At 52.8% G+C, this 16,952-nt stretch carries 14 protein-coding genes and 1 riboswitch; of the genes, 6 read left to right on the top strand and 8 right to left on the bottom strand.

What is annotated here, in order from left to right; all coding sequences use genetic code 11:
* Positions 1 to 4 precede the first annotated feature (4 nt).
* Positions 5 to 616, top strand: a complete 612-nt coding sequence (locus C5O23_RS09890) for a TatD family hydrolase (protein WP_107032783.1) — start codon at positions 5 to 7, stop codon at positions 614 to 616.
* Here C5O23_RS09890 and queG read toward each other — a convergent pair.
* The 4 genes from queG to trpS form a co-directional block, all read right to left on the bottom strand.
* Entirely contained in the window at positions 561 to 1,565 is a 1,005-nt protein-coding gene (gene queG / locus C5O23_RS09885; protein ID WP_107032782.1) for a tRNA epoxyqueuosine(34) reductase QueG, read from the bottom strand. The genes C5O23_RS09890 and queG overlap by 56 nt on opposite strands.
* A gap of 9 nt (positions 1,566 to 1,574) precedes the next feature.
* A complete protein-coding gene (locus tag C5O23_RS09880; protein WP_107032781.1) occupies positions 1,575 to 2,192 on the bottom strand; it encodes a polysaccharide deacetylase family protein in 618 nt (205 codons plus the stop codon).
* A 43-nt stretch (positions 2,193 to 2,235) separates the two neighbouring features.
* A complete protein-coding gene (locus C5O23_RS09875; RefSeq protein ID WP_107032780.1) occupies positions 2,236 to 5,691 on the bottom strand; it encodes a glycosyltransferase family 117 protein in 3,456 nt (1,151 codons plus the stop codon).
* Between the two features lie 75 nt (positions 5,692 to 5,766).
* Positions 5,767 to 6,828 (bottom strand): tryptophan--tRNA ligase, encoded by a 1,062-nt coding sequence (gene trpS / locus C5O23_RS09870; RefSeq protein ID WP_107032779.1) that lies wholly within the window; start codon positions 6,826 to 6,828, stop codon positions 5,767 to 5,769.
* Between the two features lie 406 nt (positions 6,829 to 7,234).
* Here trpS and C5O23_RS09865 point away from each other — a divergent pair, with 406 nt between their 5' ends.
* A complete protein-coding gene (locus C5O23_RS09865; protein WP_107032778.1) occupies positions 7,235 to 8,269 on the top strand; it encodes a hypothetical protein in 1,035 nt (344 codons plus the stop codon).
* A 98-nt stretch (positions 8,270 to 8,367) separates the two neighbouring features.
* Here the strand turns inward: C5O23_RS09865 and C5O23_RS09860 are convergent, their stop codons facing one another.
* From C5O23_RS09860 to C5O23_RS09850, 4 genes are all read right to left on the bottom strand, one after another.
* The gene (locus C5O23_RS09860) at positions 8,368 to 9,717 is read right to left on the bottom strand and encodes an ATP-binding protein (protein WP_107032810.1); all 1,350 of its coding nucleotides are present in this window, start codon (positions 9,715 to 9,717) and stop codon (positions 8,368 to 8,370) included.
* Positions 9,696 to 9,830, bottom strand: a complete 135-nt coding sequence (locus C5O23_RS14590; RefSeq protein ID WP_262497265.1) for a hypothetical protein — start codon at positions 9,828 to 9,830, stop codon at positions 9,696 to 9,698. Before C5O23_RS14590 ends, C5O23_RS09860 begins: the two co-directional genes overlap by 22 nt.
* Positions 9,831 to 10,007: 177 nt before the next feature.
* Positions 10,008 to 13,019 carry a T9SS type A sorting domain-containing protein gene (locus C5O23_RS09855; protein ID WP_107032777.1) on the bottom strand — a complete coding sequence of 1,004 codons (3,012 nt, stop codon included), beginning with the start codon at positions 13,017 to 13,019 and terminating at the stop codon, positions 10,008 to 10,010.
* Positions 13,020 to 13,246: 227 nt separating this feature from the next.
* A riboswitch (cobalamin riboswitch) is annotated at positions 13,247 to 13,488 on the bottom strand.
* A gap of 62 nt (positions 13,489 to 13,550) precedes the next feature.
* Positions 13,551 to 14,132 (bottom strand): cob(I)yrinic acid a,c-diamide adenosyltransferase, encoded by a 582-nt coding sequence (locus C5O23_RS09850; protein ID WP_107032776.1) that lies wholly within the window; start codon positions 14,130 to 14,132, stop codon positions 13,551 to 13,553.
* Positions 14,133 to 14,335: 203 nt separating this feature from the next.
* Here C5O23_RS09850 and C5O23_RS09845 point away from each other — a divergent pair, with 203 nt between their 5' ends.
* From C5O23_RS09845 to C5O23_RS09830, 4 genes are all read left to right on the top strand, one after another.
* Positions 14,336 to 14,584 carry a hypothetical protein gene (locus C5O23_RS09845; RefSeq protein WP_107032775.1) on the top strand — a complete coding sequence of 83 codons (249 nt, stop codon included), beginning with the start codon at positions 14,336 to 14,338 and terminating at the stop codon, positions 14,582 to 14,584.
* 61 nt (positions 14,585 to 14,645) lie between these two features.
* Positions 14,646 to 15,248, top strand: a complete 603-nt coding sequence (locus C5O23_RS09840; RefSeq protein ID WP_107032774.1) for a riboflavin synthase — start codon at positions 14,646 to 14,648, stop codon at positions 15,246 to 15,248.
* 203 nt (positions 15,249 to 15,451) lie between these two features.
* The gene (locus C5O23_RS09835; RefSeq protein ID WP_107032773.1) at positions 15,452 to 16,078 is read left to right on the top strand and encodes an FKBP-type peptidyl-prolyl cis-trans isomerase; all 627 of its coding nucleotides are present in this window, start codon (positions 15,452 to 15,454) and stop codon (positions 16,076 to 16,078) included.
* 58 nt (positions 16,079 to 16,136) lie between these two features.
* Entirely contained in the window at positions 16,137 to 16,946 is an 810-nt protein-coding gene (locus C5O23_RS09830; RefSeq protein ID WP_205743442.1) for an FKBP-type peptidyl-prolyl cis-trans isomerase, read from the top strand.
* Positions 16,947 to 16,952: the final 6 nt, after the last annotated feature.

Here is a 16,952-nt window from a genome sequence, read left to right as displayed (position 1 = left end):
GGCTATGAATTTCGATGTCCACACCCACATCCTGCGCCGCAACGCCCTCGTCGATCTTGATCCCGTAGATCATCGGACTCCCTGCAGCGCGTTTGCGCGTCAGCTGGATCTTCAAGCCATACCTCTTCTGCGCCCCGGCTACAGCTATTCGGTCGGCATCCACCCCTGGAACGCCACTCGCGTTGCCCCTGCCGACCTGCGCCTCCTCCGCGCCCTTGTAGCCCAGCCGCAGGTCAAAGCCATTGGCGAATGCGGCCTTGACCCTCTGCGGCAGAATCCTGACAACGCGGACCTCAACATTGCAAACAGAGTAAGCCTGATCAGTCTCCAGACCGACCTGCTTCACCTGCATTTTGAATTGAGTGAACTCTGGTGCAAACCCCTCCTGCTCCATATCGTCAGAACCTACCCTGAAATCATCGGACTCCGCCGTAAATGGAAACCCGCACAGCCTTGGATCATACACGGCTTCCGTGGCAGACCGCAACTCGCGCGTCAGCTCCTTGCTGACGGATTCTACCTCTCGTTCGGAGCGAAATACAATCCCGAATCTTTCGCCCTCACCCCTCCTGACCGTCGTCTTCGCGAGACCGACGCCTTGTCTCCTCTTCAATAATCCTCAACGCATTGCGCTGCAGCCCTGAAAGCTTGGTCCGCTTGATGGCCGAACGGCGGAAAATCGCTGAAAACTCCTCCTGCGTCATCTCTGCGATCCGCTCCGCGCTCAGAGCGACCACAGCCTCGCGGGGCCTGAACTCCACGATTTCGCTCAGCGGCGAGACACGATTGTGCGGGCATACACGCTGGCACTCGTCGCAGCCATACACATGACGCCCCAGACGCACATCCTCCGGCAGTTCGCCGCGATATTCTATTGTAAGATACGACAGACACCTGCGGGCATCAAGCGTCACCCTCCCGTCGGCCCCCGCGCTCAGAGCCTTGCCCGGACAGGATTTCAGACAGCGTCCGCAGCCTTCGCAGCTTCCCGGAGCCGCAGGCTCGTCAGGCTCCAGAGGCAGAGTGGTAAGAATCTCGCCGAGAAAGAAGCGCGATCCGGCTCCCGGAAGAATCAGCTGATTGTTAAGCCCGATGAAACCGAGTCCGGTCTTCACCGCCCAGTAGCGCTCTCTGAGAGGAGCCGTGTCGACACACACGCGGCATTCCGCACCCGTAGCACTACTGATCTTCTCCGCCACCTCTGACAGCCGCTTCCTGACCACATCATGGTAGTCATCGCCCAAGGCATATTCCGCCCACAGCAGCGGGCGCATCACTCTGGAGCCGTCGAGGTCTCCGCCGGAGCTGTCAGCGGTAGCGCCGCCATTACCCCAATGATAATTGAAAGCACATGAAATCACGCTCCGGGCCCCGTCGAGCAGACGGCGGGGATCGGAGCGCAGATCGTCATATTTTTCAAGATAAGCCATCTCACCGTGCTTCCCTTCGGAAATCCACGCGCGATAATCATCGGCAGAGGCCTCGTCTACCTGACACACCTGAGCCACAGCCGAGCGAAACACCCCGGCTCCGGCAAGAAGCTCTTTGATCTCGGCCTTGGTCATATGATGTTCTTACATAGGCAGCGGCAGGAACTCATAGCCCTGTTCCTTGAGCCATTCGATAGCTCGCGGAAGCGCATAGCGCATGTTGACATGCGCTTTCTTTGAATCGTGAAACACGATTATCGACCCGTTGCGGGCATAGCGCTTGACATTGTCGAGCACCTCCTCGCCGCTTACACGTTTCGAATAGTCGCGCGTCACAAGATCATACATTATTATATTGTAGTGGCGCTTGATCAGGCTCGTCTGCAGCGGCGATATGATGCCGTGGGGCGGCCGGAAGAGTATCGAGCCGATAAGCCTGTCAGCTTCCGTTATGTCACGGAAAAAAGTCTTGGCATCGACCTTAAGCCCCTGCAGGTGGTGCATGGTGTGATTGCCGTAGGAGTGGCCGCGGCGTTTCACTTCCTCGAAAAGTTCTGGATATCGGCGTACGTTGTCGCCAACCATGAAAAACGTCGCCTTGACTCCGTAGCGGTCAAGCACATCAAGCACCCAAGGGGTCTCTTCGGGAATCGGGCCGTCGTCAAAAGTCAGATAGACGACCTTCTTCCCGCGTTGCAATATACGCCATATGGCCTCTGTGAACAGCAGGCGGTAGAAAAATGGCGGTTGTTCGATCCACATATGCGCTCTGTCAGCTTCTTGTAGCTTATCCGATAAGCCTCTGTTACTTCTGAAGTATCGAGACGATGCGGTCGAAGTTGATACCAAGATCGGTCAGACGGTCTACCATTTTCTCGGTGTCACCGCCGGCATCGCTCAGGTCCTGAAGCAGATATACCATATAATAGGTCTCTATGAACTTGTCGGTCTGCGGCAGTGTGGAGTATTGCCAGGGGTTGAGGCTTTGGTAATACTTCACGTTCTTGCCATAGCGCATGAGCTCGTTCTCAAGCAGCTCTACCGCACGGGCCGATGCCTCCTTGTTGCCGGTGGCTATGCCGATGCGGGCATAGATCTGGGCCATTCTCTGTGGCACCTGTATGGCGTAGGGCGATGCTGCTTCGGGCAGCTTCTCTTCCATGAGCTTCAGCAGATTGAGCGCCTTGGCGTAGCGGTCGGCCTTGAACTCGGCGAGTCCCTGGCGCGCTTTGTCATCAAGCTCGGCCACAGTGTCGGCTCTCTCTGCCATTGCGGCCTCGTTGATCATGCCGGTGGCTGCAGAGATGATGTAGGAGCGGGTTGTGGTCACCATCTTGCGCACGGTCTCGTCGAGATAGATCTGGCTCGGATCTGTCACCTTGTCCAGACCTCCCCAGCGGAATTTTTCGGTGATGTTGCGGTAGGCCTTGTCGGTGTTGACAGCCGAGATCTCATAGTCGCTGTTCTCGTCGTTGCGCACCGGTGTCACCTCATAGGCCATACCTGTCGAGCGCATATAGGGCTGGAGGGCCAGATAATAGTCCGAAGGCACGGTCGATGCGAAGTAGATCGGGTTTTTCCATCCGTTTTTCACCGAAGTGGCGAGCATGTCGAGCGAAAGTACCTGGCTGAGGGTCAGACCGCCGTGGCGCATTGCCTCACGGTCATTGGTCATGTTGGCCTGGATGGCAGTGTCTGCCATGTCTGCCTCATGCTCGGAGATGCGGCCGGCCTTGACTGCGGCGGGGATGTCGACGGGGATGATGAAGTTGTTGTAGTCCATCATCGGGGCGCCCCAAGGATTCTCGCTCGACTTCTTGTCATAGAGCTGGCGCAAGGCGGTGAAGATGTGGACCGGTGTGGTGTCACATTCGGCCGAGAAGTAGTTGAAGTTCATGCGGTCATAGCCGTAGTCTTCAGGCTTGGCCAGGGTCTCGATTCCGGCAGCCTCGTAGGAGGGGTGCTTGACCTGGTTGGCATACCAGTCGGTGGTCAGATACGAGAGGTTGACCACTTTCACGTCCGTGCGGTGGCCTTCTACTTCCTGGGCATACCAGAGGGGGAAGGTGTCGTTGTCGCCGTTGGTGAATATGATGCCGTTCTCGTCAACGGAGTCAAGGTAGTTCATGCCGAAGTCGCGTGTCACGTAGCGGCCTGAGCGGTCATGGTCATCCCAGGTCTGCGAAACCATCTGCAAGGGCACTGCAAGGCCTACGAAGCAGGCGAAAATCGCGGTGCCCAACTGCTTTTGGGCTCCGGTTCCTGCCGTTTTCTTGTCTTTGAGCAGTTCGTTGAGAAGCGCCCACAGGCCGGCCACACCCATGCCTACCCAGATGGCGAAGGCGTAGAATGATCCGGCGAATGCGTAGTCGCGTTCGCGCGGCTGGGTCGGAGTCTGGTTCAGATAGAGCACAATAGCGATACCCGTCATGAAGAAGAGGAAGAAGATCACCCAGAACTGCTCTATGCCTCGCTTCGATGTGAATGCCTGCCAGCCGAGGCCTATGATGCCCATGATGAGCGGAAGCATGAAGAAGACGTTGTGGCCCTTGTTGCCCTCGCCGTCGCTGTAAGGCAGCAGGCTCTGGTCGCCGAGGCGCGGATTGTCAATGAAGGGGATGCCTGAGATCCAGTTGCCGTGGTTGACCTCGCCGTTGCCCTGGATGTCGTTCTGGCGTCCTGCGAAGTTCCACATGAAGTAGCGCCAGTACATATGGTTGAGCTGGTAGACCAGGAAGAAGCGGAGGCTTTCGCCCATAGTCGGTTTCACGAGCATCTCTGTCTGCAGCGGCTGTCCGTTGCGCATATATTTGGTTGCTTCTACCGGTTTGCCGTGCAGCCCGCCGATCCAGTCGCTGTAAGCTGCGGCATGCGCTCCGCTGTAGATGCGCGGGAAGAGCATGTTCAGCTCAGGAGCCATCACATAGTCTTTCTTGTAGCCGGTGATCTCATAGTGGTCCGGCTGGTCTTCGGATGTCTTGACAGTCTTGGCGTAGATCGGACGGCCTTCTTTATACATAGGTGTGACCTCGCCGTTGTCTTTAACGTCATAGACCACGCGCGACTGGTGGGTCTGGCCATAGAAGAGCGGGCGTTCGCCATACTGCTCGCGGTTGAGGTAGGAGGCGAGGGCGAAGACGTTGTCAGGTGCGTTCTGGTTCATAGGCGGGTTGGCGCTGGCGCGTATGAGCAGCAGGGCATATGACGAGTAGCCTATGAAGATCACGAAGATGCTCATCACCACAAGGTTCAGAATGCGCACCGGAAGTTTCTTCGCGAGGAAGAGATATGCTATGACTCCGGCCATGATGATCACCGGTATCAGCATGTTGTCGCCGATGAAGGGGATGCCTGAGAAGAAGATACTGAGAATGACGCTCAGGCGTATCTTGCCCACGCTCTTCTGCTTGTAGAGCTCGCTGATGGCCCAGATGAAACAGCTGACGGCGAGGATAGCGTAGATCAGTACACCGACATTGTAGCTGCATCCGATCACATTGACGAAGAAGAGTTCGAAATACTGCGACACTTCGATGAAGCCCGGCACGAGGCCGTAGAGGATCAGGCCCACCACGATGGCCGAGAAGGCCAGAGTGATCAGCGAGCCCTTGGCGGTGGTGTTCTTCCACAGACGGTAGTAGATCACCAGGCCGATGGCGGGGATACACAGAAGGTTCAGCAGGTGGACAGCTATCGAGATGCCTATCACGTAGGCTATGAGTATCAGATATTTGTCGCTATGAGGCTGTTCGGCGCGGTTTTCCCATTTCAGAATGAGCCAGAACACCAGGGCGGTGCAGAACGAGGAGAAGGCGTAGACCTCACCCTCGACTGCCGAAAACCAGAAGGTGTCACTCCAGGTGTAGGCTAATGCGCCACAGATGCCCGATCCAAAGATCACCATCATTTGCACGAGGCTGATTTCAGTGGCGTCATCCTTGACTGTCAGCCGCTTGACAAGATGGGTGATGGTCCAGAACAGCAGCAGTATGGTGCCTGCCGAGAGCAGAGCCGACATGGAGTTGACCATTACGGCTACCTTGCTGACATCGCCGAAGGCGAAGTTGACAAAGAAGCGGGCGGCAAGCATGAAGATCGGGTTGCCCGGCGGGTGTCCGACCTCAAGTTTGTAGCCTTGCGAGATAAATTCCGGGCAGTCCCAGAAACTTGCTGTAGGCTCGATGGTGAGCAGGTAGGTCACCGCTGCGATCACAAAGCAGAGCCAGCCGAGCGAGTTGTTGATGAGGTTGTATCTCTTCATTTTTGAGTTTGTGAAATGATGTGGAGGAGGGGAGAGCTAAAGAGGATTTCCGGTGGGGAGATAGTCTGGAGGGGATTAGAATTTGCGGATACCCATTACCTGACGCACTTCTTCGAGAGTCTTGGCTGCGCGTTCGCGGGCACGTTCCGCTCCCTGGCGCACTACGCGCGAGATGTAGGCCTCGTCGTTGCGGATGTCATGATAGCGTTCGCGGATGGGGGTTGTGACTTTGAGTATGTCTTCGGCGAGCTGCTTTTTCATATCGCCGTAGCGGATCGAGCAGTCGGCATATGCGTCGCGGTAGCTCTGCACGATTTCCGGAGCGGAGGTCAGCTCCATGAGGGTGAGCAGATTTTCAACCGGCTGTGAGATGGGCTGGTTGGGTTCCTTGGGACCTTCGTCGGTCACGGAGCGCATCACTTTCTTGCGGAGCACCTTTTCCTCGTCGATAAGATAGACGCAGTTGCCTTCGCTCTTGCCCATCTTGCCTGAGCCGTCGAGGCCGGGCACTTTTACGGCGTGGTCACCGAAGTTGAAATTTTCGGGTTCGGGGAAGAGGTCTACGCCGTAGAACGAGTTGAATCTGCGGGCGAAACGGCGTGTGAGCTCCAGGTGCTGTTCCTGGTCTTTGCCTACGGGCACCTTGTGGGCCTTCTGTATCAGAATGTCGACGGCCATGAGGGTGGGGTAGGTGAGCAGGCCGGCGTTGACGCGCTTGTTGGTGTCCGAGCCGATGATCTGCTTCTCGATATCGTCGTCAGCGCCGGCGGCTCCGAGTCCGAGCTGCTTGCGGGCCTTGTCTTTGAAAGAGGCTGTGCGCAGGAGTTCGCCGATGCCCACGTGCATGTTGAGCAGGAGATACATTTCCGAGATTTCGGGCACGTCGCTCTGCACGAAGATAGTCGCCTTTTCGGGGTCGATGCCGGCGGCGAGATATTCGGCAAGGATATTCTTTACGTTCTCATGCAGCGCGTCGGGGTCCGGATTGGTGGTCAGGGCGTGGAGGTCGGCGATGAAGAACAGGCAATCATAGTCGTTCTGCATTTTGACGAACTTGCTCAAAGCTCCGTAATAGTTTCCGAGATGAAGGTTTCCGGTGGCGCGTATGCCGGAGAGAACCACTTCTTTATCGTTCATAATATGGTGATGGTTAGATTGTTAGTAATGCTGTTGGCCCTAAGGCGGGCAATTTGGCTACAAATTTACAAAAAAGCTCCGTAACTGCCGAATAAAAACAAGTCAAACTCTCTGAACAATCTCTTAATAAAGCAATTATAACACTTCACTCCCCCATCACCCTTTCCACCCCCCGCATCATTGGCAGCTCTTCAAAATTAACCGATATAATGTGCATCAGTAGCTACATAACGTGAGTTCGATATAAGAAAATTGCTATTCAATAATAACGCAATTAGCTATTTAGGATAAAACTAAGTAGCTTATTTTATTGGGATTCTTACGAAAAAACGTAATTTTGCACTTATCGAAGTATTGGCGTCCCTTGCGGTGACTTCTTCCCATTTATTCAAACATCTCATAAAGTATGACGAATCTCTATATTCATCTTTTATTACAAGTTCAGAATCACTCAGCCTCTGATTCAGCTTCAATCAGTGTGATTCGTTCGTATGTGGAACGTCTCGCACGTGACGGAGGTTTAGATCTTTGGGACTGGCTGGCTATCGTGATTGCCTTTATCTCTTTGGTAATAGCATGGCTTATGGCTGTATGGCAAAAACGCACGGAACGGAACACGATGAAAATTACAAAGGAGGGACAGATTGGCCTGCTGGTCGATTATATCCGTCATTTCTATACAAATCTTGTGGTCATCATTTCCGTGACTGAAAAACTTAAAGGACGATTCTCTTCCCACTATCCTTCCGAGGAGCATTTTCGAAAACTCACAATTGATCTTGAAGTGCTTCACCCGGAAGCCTTTTTTCATAGTAAGGAGAAATACAATCAAATCCATAAGCTCCTTCTTCTATTGAGGAACTACAATATAGAGGTCGATGTGGCCGAAAAACATTTGTGTTCTCGGTCTGTGGAGCCTTATGCTAAAGAACGAGATCTGAATACATTGATATTCAAGCCGGATCTTTTATGCCGATCTTTTCTCGATTGTATCAGGAATCTTTGTGAGGATGTCTCAAAGGAAAGATATGGCTTCCTTTCGAAATATCCTTTCCTGGCCGGTTGTCTCGACAGGATCTCGTTTATTAAGGCAAACGTCTCCAATCAGCAGCTTTATAGCGGATATATCAGCCAGATTCGTGAATCCATCATAGCCGAAGCAGTGAAAAGGACCGGCAATATAGAGGCTTTCAAGAGATTTGAAAACATTCCTGCCGATGGAGAACCGGAAAAGGAGATCCTTAAACAGAAAGCCGAAATTCTGCGCGTAGAATCCCAAAAAATCGAACGTCGTTATTGGCCGGAAAAATCATCGTTTGCCGATATGATCTTTCCCGATGACAAGGACCTGTTTTTTGCTCTCCTTAACCATAATGTAGATACAGAAATGAACGGCCTTAACGGACAGCACTACCCCAAAATCTTCATTCTCTCTTTTTAAAGTGATTTTTGTCGTTATTCTGTGCTTAAATGAAAGAGCCCTGATATGCAGTGAAAGAGAAAAAGGAAACCGGGTGTCCCTCCCCAATTTCCGACCTCCTAAACCAGTCCGCTCAGATCCACCTGGAAAACACCTCCGCAGTCAGTCTGCCGACGGATAAACATGGTCATATATACAGGCGCATAGATCACAGGTCCGCTGCGCCGGATATTTCCGTTGCACAGTACATAGGCTTTCTCAATATCGTAGTCCTTGCAAGCCAACACATTGCTGAGAGCATTGTGTCTTTCGTAGTCTTTGCCTGATTTCACTTCAATCGGTACAACTCCGTTGAGGTCTGAGATCACAAAATCCAGCTCGCCCATCCGCTTATTGTTATAGTAATACGGTTGATAGTCATGGCTCAATAATTCCTGGGCCACAACATTCTCGTATATCGCACCGAAATTGATTGTCAGATCTCCCGACAGAATTTTGGCTTGAATGCCATCGGCATACTGGGCCGTCAGCAGACCCACATCATTTGAAAACAGTTTGAACAGATTGCGTGTGGCAGCCAGTTTCAGCGGCATCTTAGGTTCCTCGACATTGTAGACCGGAATCGCTACGCCTGCATTTTTAAGCCATAGAAAGTCGTTCTGAAATCTGTCAAACTTTGCGTGTTCGTTAAGCCGTTTAAAAATGAAGCGCTTGTTTTTAGCGTCAAGTTCAGACGGGATGAGATCAAAAATTTCCTTAATCTTGAGCTTGTCTTTCTCTGCATATTGCGAGATATCTTTGCGGTAAAGGGCAACAATGTCTGATTGAGTCCGGCTGACAATGTTGAGATTGTTTGTGGTCACGTATTGTTCCACAGCTGCCGGCATACCTCCGATTATAGTATAAAGGCGGTATAATTCGAGCAGTTTCTCATGAATCACCGGGTCGACAGGCCTGCAATCGGTCCAGCATTCTCTTACGCTGTCAATTATGCGCTGTGCGACGCCTAAGTTCAGTATGAATTCTTCAAAATCCAGCGGATATGTCTCCTTGATACTTAAATATCCTACCGGAACTGAACGTATTTCTGATAGTTCCACTCCGAGCAGTGATCCGCTAAGAGCGTATCTGTAGCTCCCTTCATCAACAAGAAACTTTATGGCGGTCACAATGTTCTCGCAGCACTGTACCTCGTCAAAAAAAATCAGAGTCTCCCCTTTATAAAGAGGCTGTTGGCTGATGGCTGAAATTCTGAGCAATATATCATCTACAGAACTTGCATCTTTGAAAAGCTGTATAGCTTCCGGTTTTTCGATGAAATTTATCTCGACAAAAGACTTGAACTGCTTGCCTAACTGACGGATTGCATATGTTTTTCCTGTCTGTCTGGCTCCGGTGAGTAGCAATGCAGTCTTTTGCGATGCATAAAAATCTTTTAAATAACTGTTTAGGTGTCGGAATAGTGCCATGCTGAATCTGCTTTTTTGCAAAAATAATTTGTTTTTGCCGTTTTTCCAAGGCTTTTTGGGCGATTTTTGCCGTTTTTCCAAGGTGATTTTGCTTGTTTTTGCCGTTTTTCCAAGATTTTTCGGGCGATTTTTGCCGTTTTCCAGGATTTCGGGGGCTGGCAGATCCGGGGGAGGTGTTGATAAGGGCGCTGTCATGGCGAGATTTTTCGCTCATGGCAGCGCCCTTTGGCGTAATACTCGGTATGGCCGAGTGTGCTTAGAGGGTCGTGCTTTTAACGACCTCTCACTTGTTACTTGCGGATCATCTTGACGGTTTCAGAGCCGATGCGGACAAGATAGAGTCCGGAGGGGAGGGCCGAGGTGTCAATGCGGTTCTGACCGGCTTCCAGAGATGCGCTGATCAGCAGCGATCCCTGCAGGCTATAGACTGACGTGCTTGTGGCAACCGGTGTCTGCACCATGATATAGTCGGTGAACGGATTGGGATAGGCCTTCACTCCGGCTATGCCGACGGTTTCGATTCCGGACTGGTCTTTCGCTTTGACGGTCACATTGCAGGTGGCGCTGATGTAGGAATATTTGGTTGAGGTAGCTTTTATGGACGCGGTTCCTTCCTTAAGCGCAGTGACGAGGCCGTTTTCATCAACGCTTGCAATCTCAGGGTTGGTGGAAACCCAGATGAGTTCCTTGAAATCAGTGTTTTCAGGAGTGTAGACCGGTTTAAGAGAAAGGCTTTCACCCTCGGTCAGTTCTTCGGCTGATTCTTCAAAGGCAAGTTTTTCGAGAGCCATACGGACTATGACATGGCATGTGGCTTTATAGCCGCCGTCAGCAGTGGTTACTGTGACATCTGTTTCTCCTGCCTTGCCGGCTATTGTGTATAAGCGGTTGTTCTTAAGACTGACCACATCAGGATTGGAGAGTTCATAGGTCACATTCTGGTTTGAGGGTTTGGCCGGGGTCCATATCAGGGCTGTCGAGATGATGCGGGTTCCCTTTGTGGATGCAATGGCTTCTACAACCTCGTCTTTGAAGGCAATGCCTTCCACTTTTATGCTCCACACCTCGACAGAGCAGGTGAATCTCTTTGTGCCGTCGGCATTGGCATAGGTGATTACGGCGTTTCCGTCAGCTACGGCTGTCACTTTGCCGTTCTTGTCGACGGTGGCGATTGATTTGTCAGAGCTTGTGACGGTCATTTCTTCGCCGAGGAACAGTTTGCAGGCGGCGAGTGAGACGGGAGTGGCACTTTTGCCGAATTCGAGGCTCATGGAGAGTTCCATGCCGTCAGCAAAGGCATCGGTTCTGAACGATACGTCAGGAATAACGCCGGAAAGCTGATACTGAGACGCAGCCGTGAAGTTGGGATTGCGGCCTGTGAAATAGTCTATGTCGCGGTGACCGCCGAGCTTGTCGCCGAAACCGCCGAAGGTCAGGCATCCGCCGCTGAGGTCGAAATCGATGGGCTGCTGGTCGTTTTTGAGTGTTACGGTCACTTTCTGCTGAACGGGGAAATTGTATTGGCCGCCTGAGCCTTTGACGCTGTTGCTGTCATAGCCTTCAGGGATGGATGAATAGAGAGGAGAGCATCCCTGGTTGTAGATTGCGGCCAGCTTTCCTGCATTGTGGTAGAGGCCGCTGAAGTTTACCTCAAGGACGTCGCCGGGCAGGTTGTAGCTGTCATTACGGACATCTTTGGCCTTGGACACACTGTAGGAGGCCGGTTTTGCCGACATTACCTGGTAGACGCTGTTGCCTGCGGCGTCAGTCAGACAGACGATGTTGCGTCCGAATGCCAGCCGGACGGTATATGAGCCGTCGGCGTTTTTGCTGACTTTTTCGGTCGAGAACCCACTGGGATACGACAGGGTGTTTTTCTCAAGGTCGACAAGCGGAGTGGCCACGCTCACGGAAGCCACGCCTTCAGGGGTGAAGGTGTAGTCGAAACCGTCTTCACCCTTCATGTAGTAGAAGACATCATGTTCGGCATCAATCTCGCCGGTGCGGTTTTCATGAGTGTAGGGAAGCTTCATGTTGCTTCTGATTCCTTCGGCCTTGTCGCCGACAGTGACCACGAAGGTGCCGACATTCTCAGCCCAGATCGAGCTCCAGAGATTGCCTCCGGCTACATCGACCGACATGGCGTCATAGCGTACCTGCACAATTGCGGTGCCTTGCTTCTTTGCGGTGATGAGGCCTTCAGTCGTGATGTCGATCACCGAATTGTCGGGCTTGAAGTCAGTGCCGAGCACGGTGTAGTGATAGTCGGGTTCGATAAAATAGTTGGCTGTAACGGTGTTGGTCAGCTGCCAGGTGCGCAGGTTGACGATGTGGAACTTGCTGTCAGGCTGCATGTGGAGATGCCCCTGCGGATTGATGTTGAGATATATGTCGGCATAGTTGTAGCCGCTGTTGGCTGCCACGTCATGATTATAATAGTCTGACGGATAGGCGTTGAGTTGGGCGTCTGTGATAGTGATGTCGCCTTTTGACGGGTCAAAGATACCGGCATTGGTGATGCTGCCCGGACGTGACACGCGGTAGTTGTAGTTGGAGCTCTTGGGCAGACGATAGGTATAGACCATGTCGTTGCCTGATTCGACAGCCGTTGCCGGATCGTAGTAGGTGAAAGGCACGTAGTGGCGCGATCCGATCTTCTGAGCCACTTTGACTTCGGCATCCTTTGGCGCGGTCAGAGAGAAAGTGACATAGGGCTCGAAAGTGCATGACGCGGAGACATCGAATGTTACGGTCCGTGTTATTGTGACCTCGGCATAGTCTTCGGCATAGTCTCCTGAAGGGAAGAGGGTGGCGGTAAATGAATCGCCGATTATAACCGGAAAGGTAATCACCTTGCGGGTGCTGTTGGCATAGACCACAGGAGTCACCGGATGGTTTTCGCCTTTCTGGGAGGATACGTTGATCCGGTCAAAGGGAACGTCATAGTCTTTGCCGAGCTGCCATTCGATGCCGTCGGTCTTGTTTGTAGCGTAAAGCGAAATGTTGTAGAGCCTTACATTGTCGGTTTCGCCTGAGACGGAGACGGAGATAGAGCCTGTCGGAGTACCTTTGGCATCGAAGAGGTTCATTACGTAGTCGCCCGGATCGCAGTTGAAGGTGTAGACAGGGTTTGAATCCGCTGAAGGCTCGCCGATGTTTACGGTCTCGCCTCCGGCTGCAGGGACCACGGTCATTGATTTGCTGATGGTGTTGAGCGTTACGGTCACTTCTGTGGCCGAAACTCCGGCTGTCCACATCAGTCCTAAGAGTGTGGTCAGAGGAAGTAAAGATTTGATCTTCATTCGGTTTATGATTGGTTAAAATAAAAAGAAGTCACTCAGACGCCTGAATGTCAGACAGTCGGGGTGACGGCTATTCATAAACCGTCCGCAATGCGCCCGGACCGCATTTCCGGCCCGGAGGGCTATGGAAACGAGGAAAATGCGCATCCGGCCGGATAGGCCCGGCCAGGGGGAGGTGCGGATGAGATCAGAATCAGTGATGCCGGCTTTAGTCCACGAAAGCTGCAATCAGGATGTCTATTTCGGCAGGTTTCCTGACTTATCCGGCTTTCGCGGCGGCCTTCCCGCAGCCCTGAGTGGGCTTTTGCAGTGACCGTAAAAAAAGTTGCCGTGAAGCTACTGCCACAGGCTCATGGCCTTGTGGCGGACTTACAGTAGCGGGTCTGTCCGGGATTCTCACCCGGTTCCCTTTTCAATCCTGTCCGGACCTCTGTCCGGCATAAGGATCACCGAAATTTATGGTGCAAAGTTAAGAAGAATAGTTGGAACGAGATCAAATTCTGCAAAGAAAAAAGCTATCCCCGGCGCTGATCATGACTGCTGCCAGGGGATGTCAGGGGTGCCGGTGAAGTGGTTGATGTAGCGGGCGAGGATGAAGAGATAGTCGCTCAGGCGGTTTATGTAGGTGAGCACAATCGGCGCCACAGCCTCGCCTGTGTCGGCAAGATTGAGTATCTCGCGTTCGGCGCGGCGACACACAGTGCGGGCCACATGGGCATGGGCAGCCCCGATGCTTCCGCCCGGCAGAATGAAAGTGCGCTGTTCGGGCACTGAGCCATCGAGAGTGTCGATCTGCTGTTCGAGTTCGGCAATGCGGTCGGGGATCACCCTAAGCGACTGCGGCAGCTCGCTGTCATCGGCAGGGGCGGGTGCCGGAGGTGTGGCCAGATAGGCTCCCAGATTGAAGAGCGTGTTGTTGATGCTCAGAAGAGTGGCGGTGACGAAGTTGTCGAGCTGCGCGCAGTGGGCCTGGACAAGACCGATGTGGGCGTTCAGCTCGTCAAGAGTGCCGTAGGCATTTACGCGGGGCGAGTTTTTGGCCACTCGCTTGCCACCGACCAGCGAGGTCATTCCGGCATCGCCGGTGCGCGTATATAGAAGACTTTTTTTCATTTTATGCTGTTGACAGTGAAGATTCCGGATTTAAGATGCTGTTTAAATAACAACCTCTTAAATGCAAATGTCGCAAAAATGGTTTATAAAAATTGTCATAAAAGTATTAAAGTTCTGAAAAAGGTTGTAATTTTGAGCTACACCCGTCACAGGCATACCTTAAATCCCACCTATATATAATATATATACATCATCCTGATCCCATGTCCAGACGTCCTGACTTTTTAGGCGTATTTCTGTTGCTGATTCTGACGTTTCTGGCCGGCGGCATTGCCGAGGCCGGGCTTTCGCGCGGGCTTGTCGATGTGAAAAATTATTCGAGTGCCTCAGGTCCGTCGCTGAAGATGATCCAGAACATGGTGCAGGATGATTTGAAATACGGGGTAAAATTTGTACATTTGCGCGGGTTTCGACTGCTTGCGGGTGACGCGGGCGGTGGCCTGTGTGGATGATCCGGGGTCCGGATGCATCAATAGTTCAGAATTATCAGAATCATAAAAACAAATATTGGATATGTTTTCAGGAATCGTTGAAGAAGCAGCCGAAGTGGTTGAAGTTGTGCGCCGTGAGGGCAATGTGGATCTGCGCGTCAGATGCAGTTTCACTGATGAGCTGAAGATTGACCAGAGTGTGGCCCACAATGGTGTGTGTCTGACTGTGGTTGCTCTGCCCGGCGACGGGACTTATACCGTGACTGCGATCCAGGAGACGCTTGACCGCAGTAATCTCGGTCTGCTTGAGGCCGGGAGCCGTGTGAACCTCGAACGTTCTATGCTTATGAACGGCCGTCTTGACGGGCATATAGTGCAGGGCCATGTGGACTGCACGGCTGTCTGCGAGGAGATTGAAGAGGTGGAGGGAAGCCGCTACTATAAGTTCAGCTATGAGGTTGATCCGCGCATGGCCGCAAAGGGTTATGTGACTGTGGAGAAGGGTTCTGTGACGGTCAACGGCGTGAGTCTGACTGTTTGCGATTCGGAGCAGTTCTCTTTCCGTGTGGCGATCATTCCCTATACATTCGAGCATACCAATTTCAAGGATATCCGTCCGGGCAGCCGTGTGAACATCGAGTTCGATATCATAGGCAAGTATCTTGCGCGTCTTAACGAGTTTTAAGCCGCTGTCAGTCCAACTATTGGTGCTGTAGGGCGTTATAAGTCTGAAGGATGTGCCGGCCGGGCCTTTCGGCAGGCTGATGTTTCTCTTGATGAAGGCTTATGGCTGCTGATTTAACTTTTTTAAATTAAAAATATTAAAGGGGTAGCCGTAAAATAGCCTATCTTTGCAGACTTGATGACAACAAACGAACTTATATAATTATGGAAAATAAAGAATTAGACCGTATCAGCTATGCTCTCGGACTGAGCATGGGCAATAATTTCCGTGCGAGCGGAATTCAGGAAATCAACGTTGAGGATTTTGCCGATGGCGTTGCCGCTGTGTTCTACGGAAGTGAGCCCAAGATGACTTATGACGAGGCTAAGGCTGAGATTCAGAAATATTTCACTGCTCTTGAAGAGAAGCAGCGCGCCGAGGCTGCGAAGATGGCCGATGTTAATGCCGCTGCGGGCAAGCAGTTCCTTGAAGAGAACGGCAAGCGTGTGGAGGTCAAGACCACTGCTTCGGGTCTGCAGTATGAGGTGATCGAGGATGGTGACGGCGAGATGCCTACCGCTCAGGATCAGGTTGAGGTGCACTATACCGGCAAGCTGATCGACGGCACTGTGTTTGACAGTTCTGTTGAGCGTGGTGTTCCGGCTACTTTCGGTGTCACTCAGGTGATTCCCGGCTGGGTCGAGGCTCTTCAGCTGATGAAGGCCGGTTCGAAGTGGCGTCTGTTCATTCCCTCTCAGCTGGCTTACGGCCCTCAGGGTGCAGGCGGCATGATCGGTCCGAACTCGACCTTGATTTTCGATGTCGAACTTCTGAAGGTCATCAAAAAGTAAGACGGCCGTCTCTGCCTGAGATGACTGACAATGCGATATGCAGATAAAAGGTATTGCAATGCGAGCAGTTCGGGGGCTGGTTCTGGCGGCCGTGCTGACGCTTGCTTTTACGGCTGAGGCTCAGACTGCGGCTTCCGATTCGCTTACGCGGGCGCTGGCTACGTTCTGGGGCACTTCGGTGAAGACCGAGAGGCTTAGTCCTGCCGAGAATCTCCGTTTTCTTGAGGGTGTGGAGGCGGCTCTGACCGATACTACTTCGGCAAGCAGCGCCTACCGCAACGGGATCGGAGTGGGAATGAATTTCCTGTCCGGTCTGCGTGAAATGGAGTCGCTGGGCATGAAGGTTGACCGCGAGGCGTTTGCCAAGGCTGTAGTCACTGTGCTCAATGGAGGCAGTGTCGGTTTCACGGCCGGTAGCGCGGGTGAGTTCATTGACCGTCAGATCGTTCCGCTCGTGGGCGGCTACGATTCTTCGGCTTTCACTCCTGAGAGCCAGGCTGCTTTCCTTGCGGAGGCCGCCGGAAAGAAGGGGGCGGTGACAACTCCTTCAGGGCTCGTGTTCGAGGTGATCACCGAGGGCGAGGGCGATTTTCCGGGCGCTGCCGACAAGGTCAATATTGAGTACACCGGCCGTCTGAGCAACGGGAGTGTCTTCGACAAGACCGAGGAGCCTGTGAGCTTCGATCTGGTGCGCCTTGTTCCGGGTTTCCGCGAGGGGCTGCAGATGATGCGTCCCGGCGGTGAATACCGGATTGTGCTTCCGGCCTCTCTGGGCTATGGCGAGCGCGGTGTGGGCGATGTGATTCCTCCGGGTGCGGCTATCGAGTTTACCGTCAGGCTGCTTTCGGTCGACCGCTCTCAGCTGTGATGCGTA

Source organism: Duncaniella muris (genome assembly GCF_003024805.1).
Lineage (GTDB): Bacteria > Bacteroidota > Bacteroidia > Bacteroidales > Muribaculaceae > Duncaniella > Duncaniella muris.
This window is presented reverse-complemented; position numbering and strand designations above follow the sequence as displayed.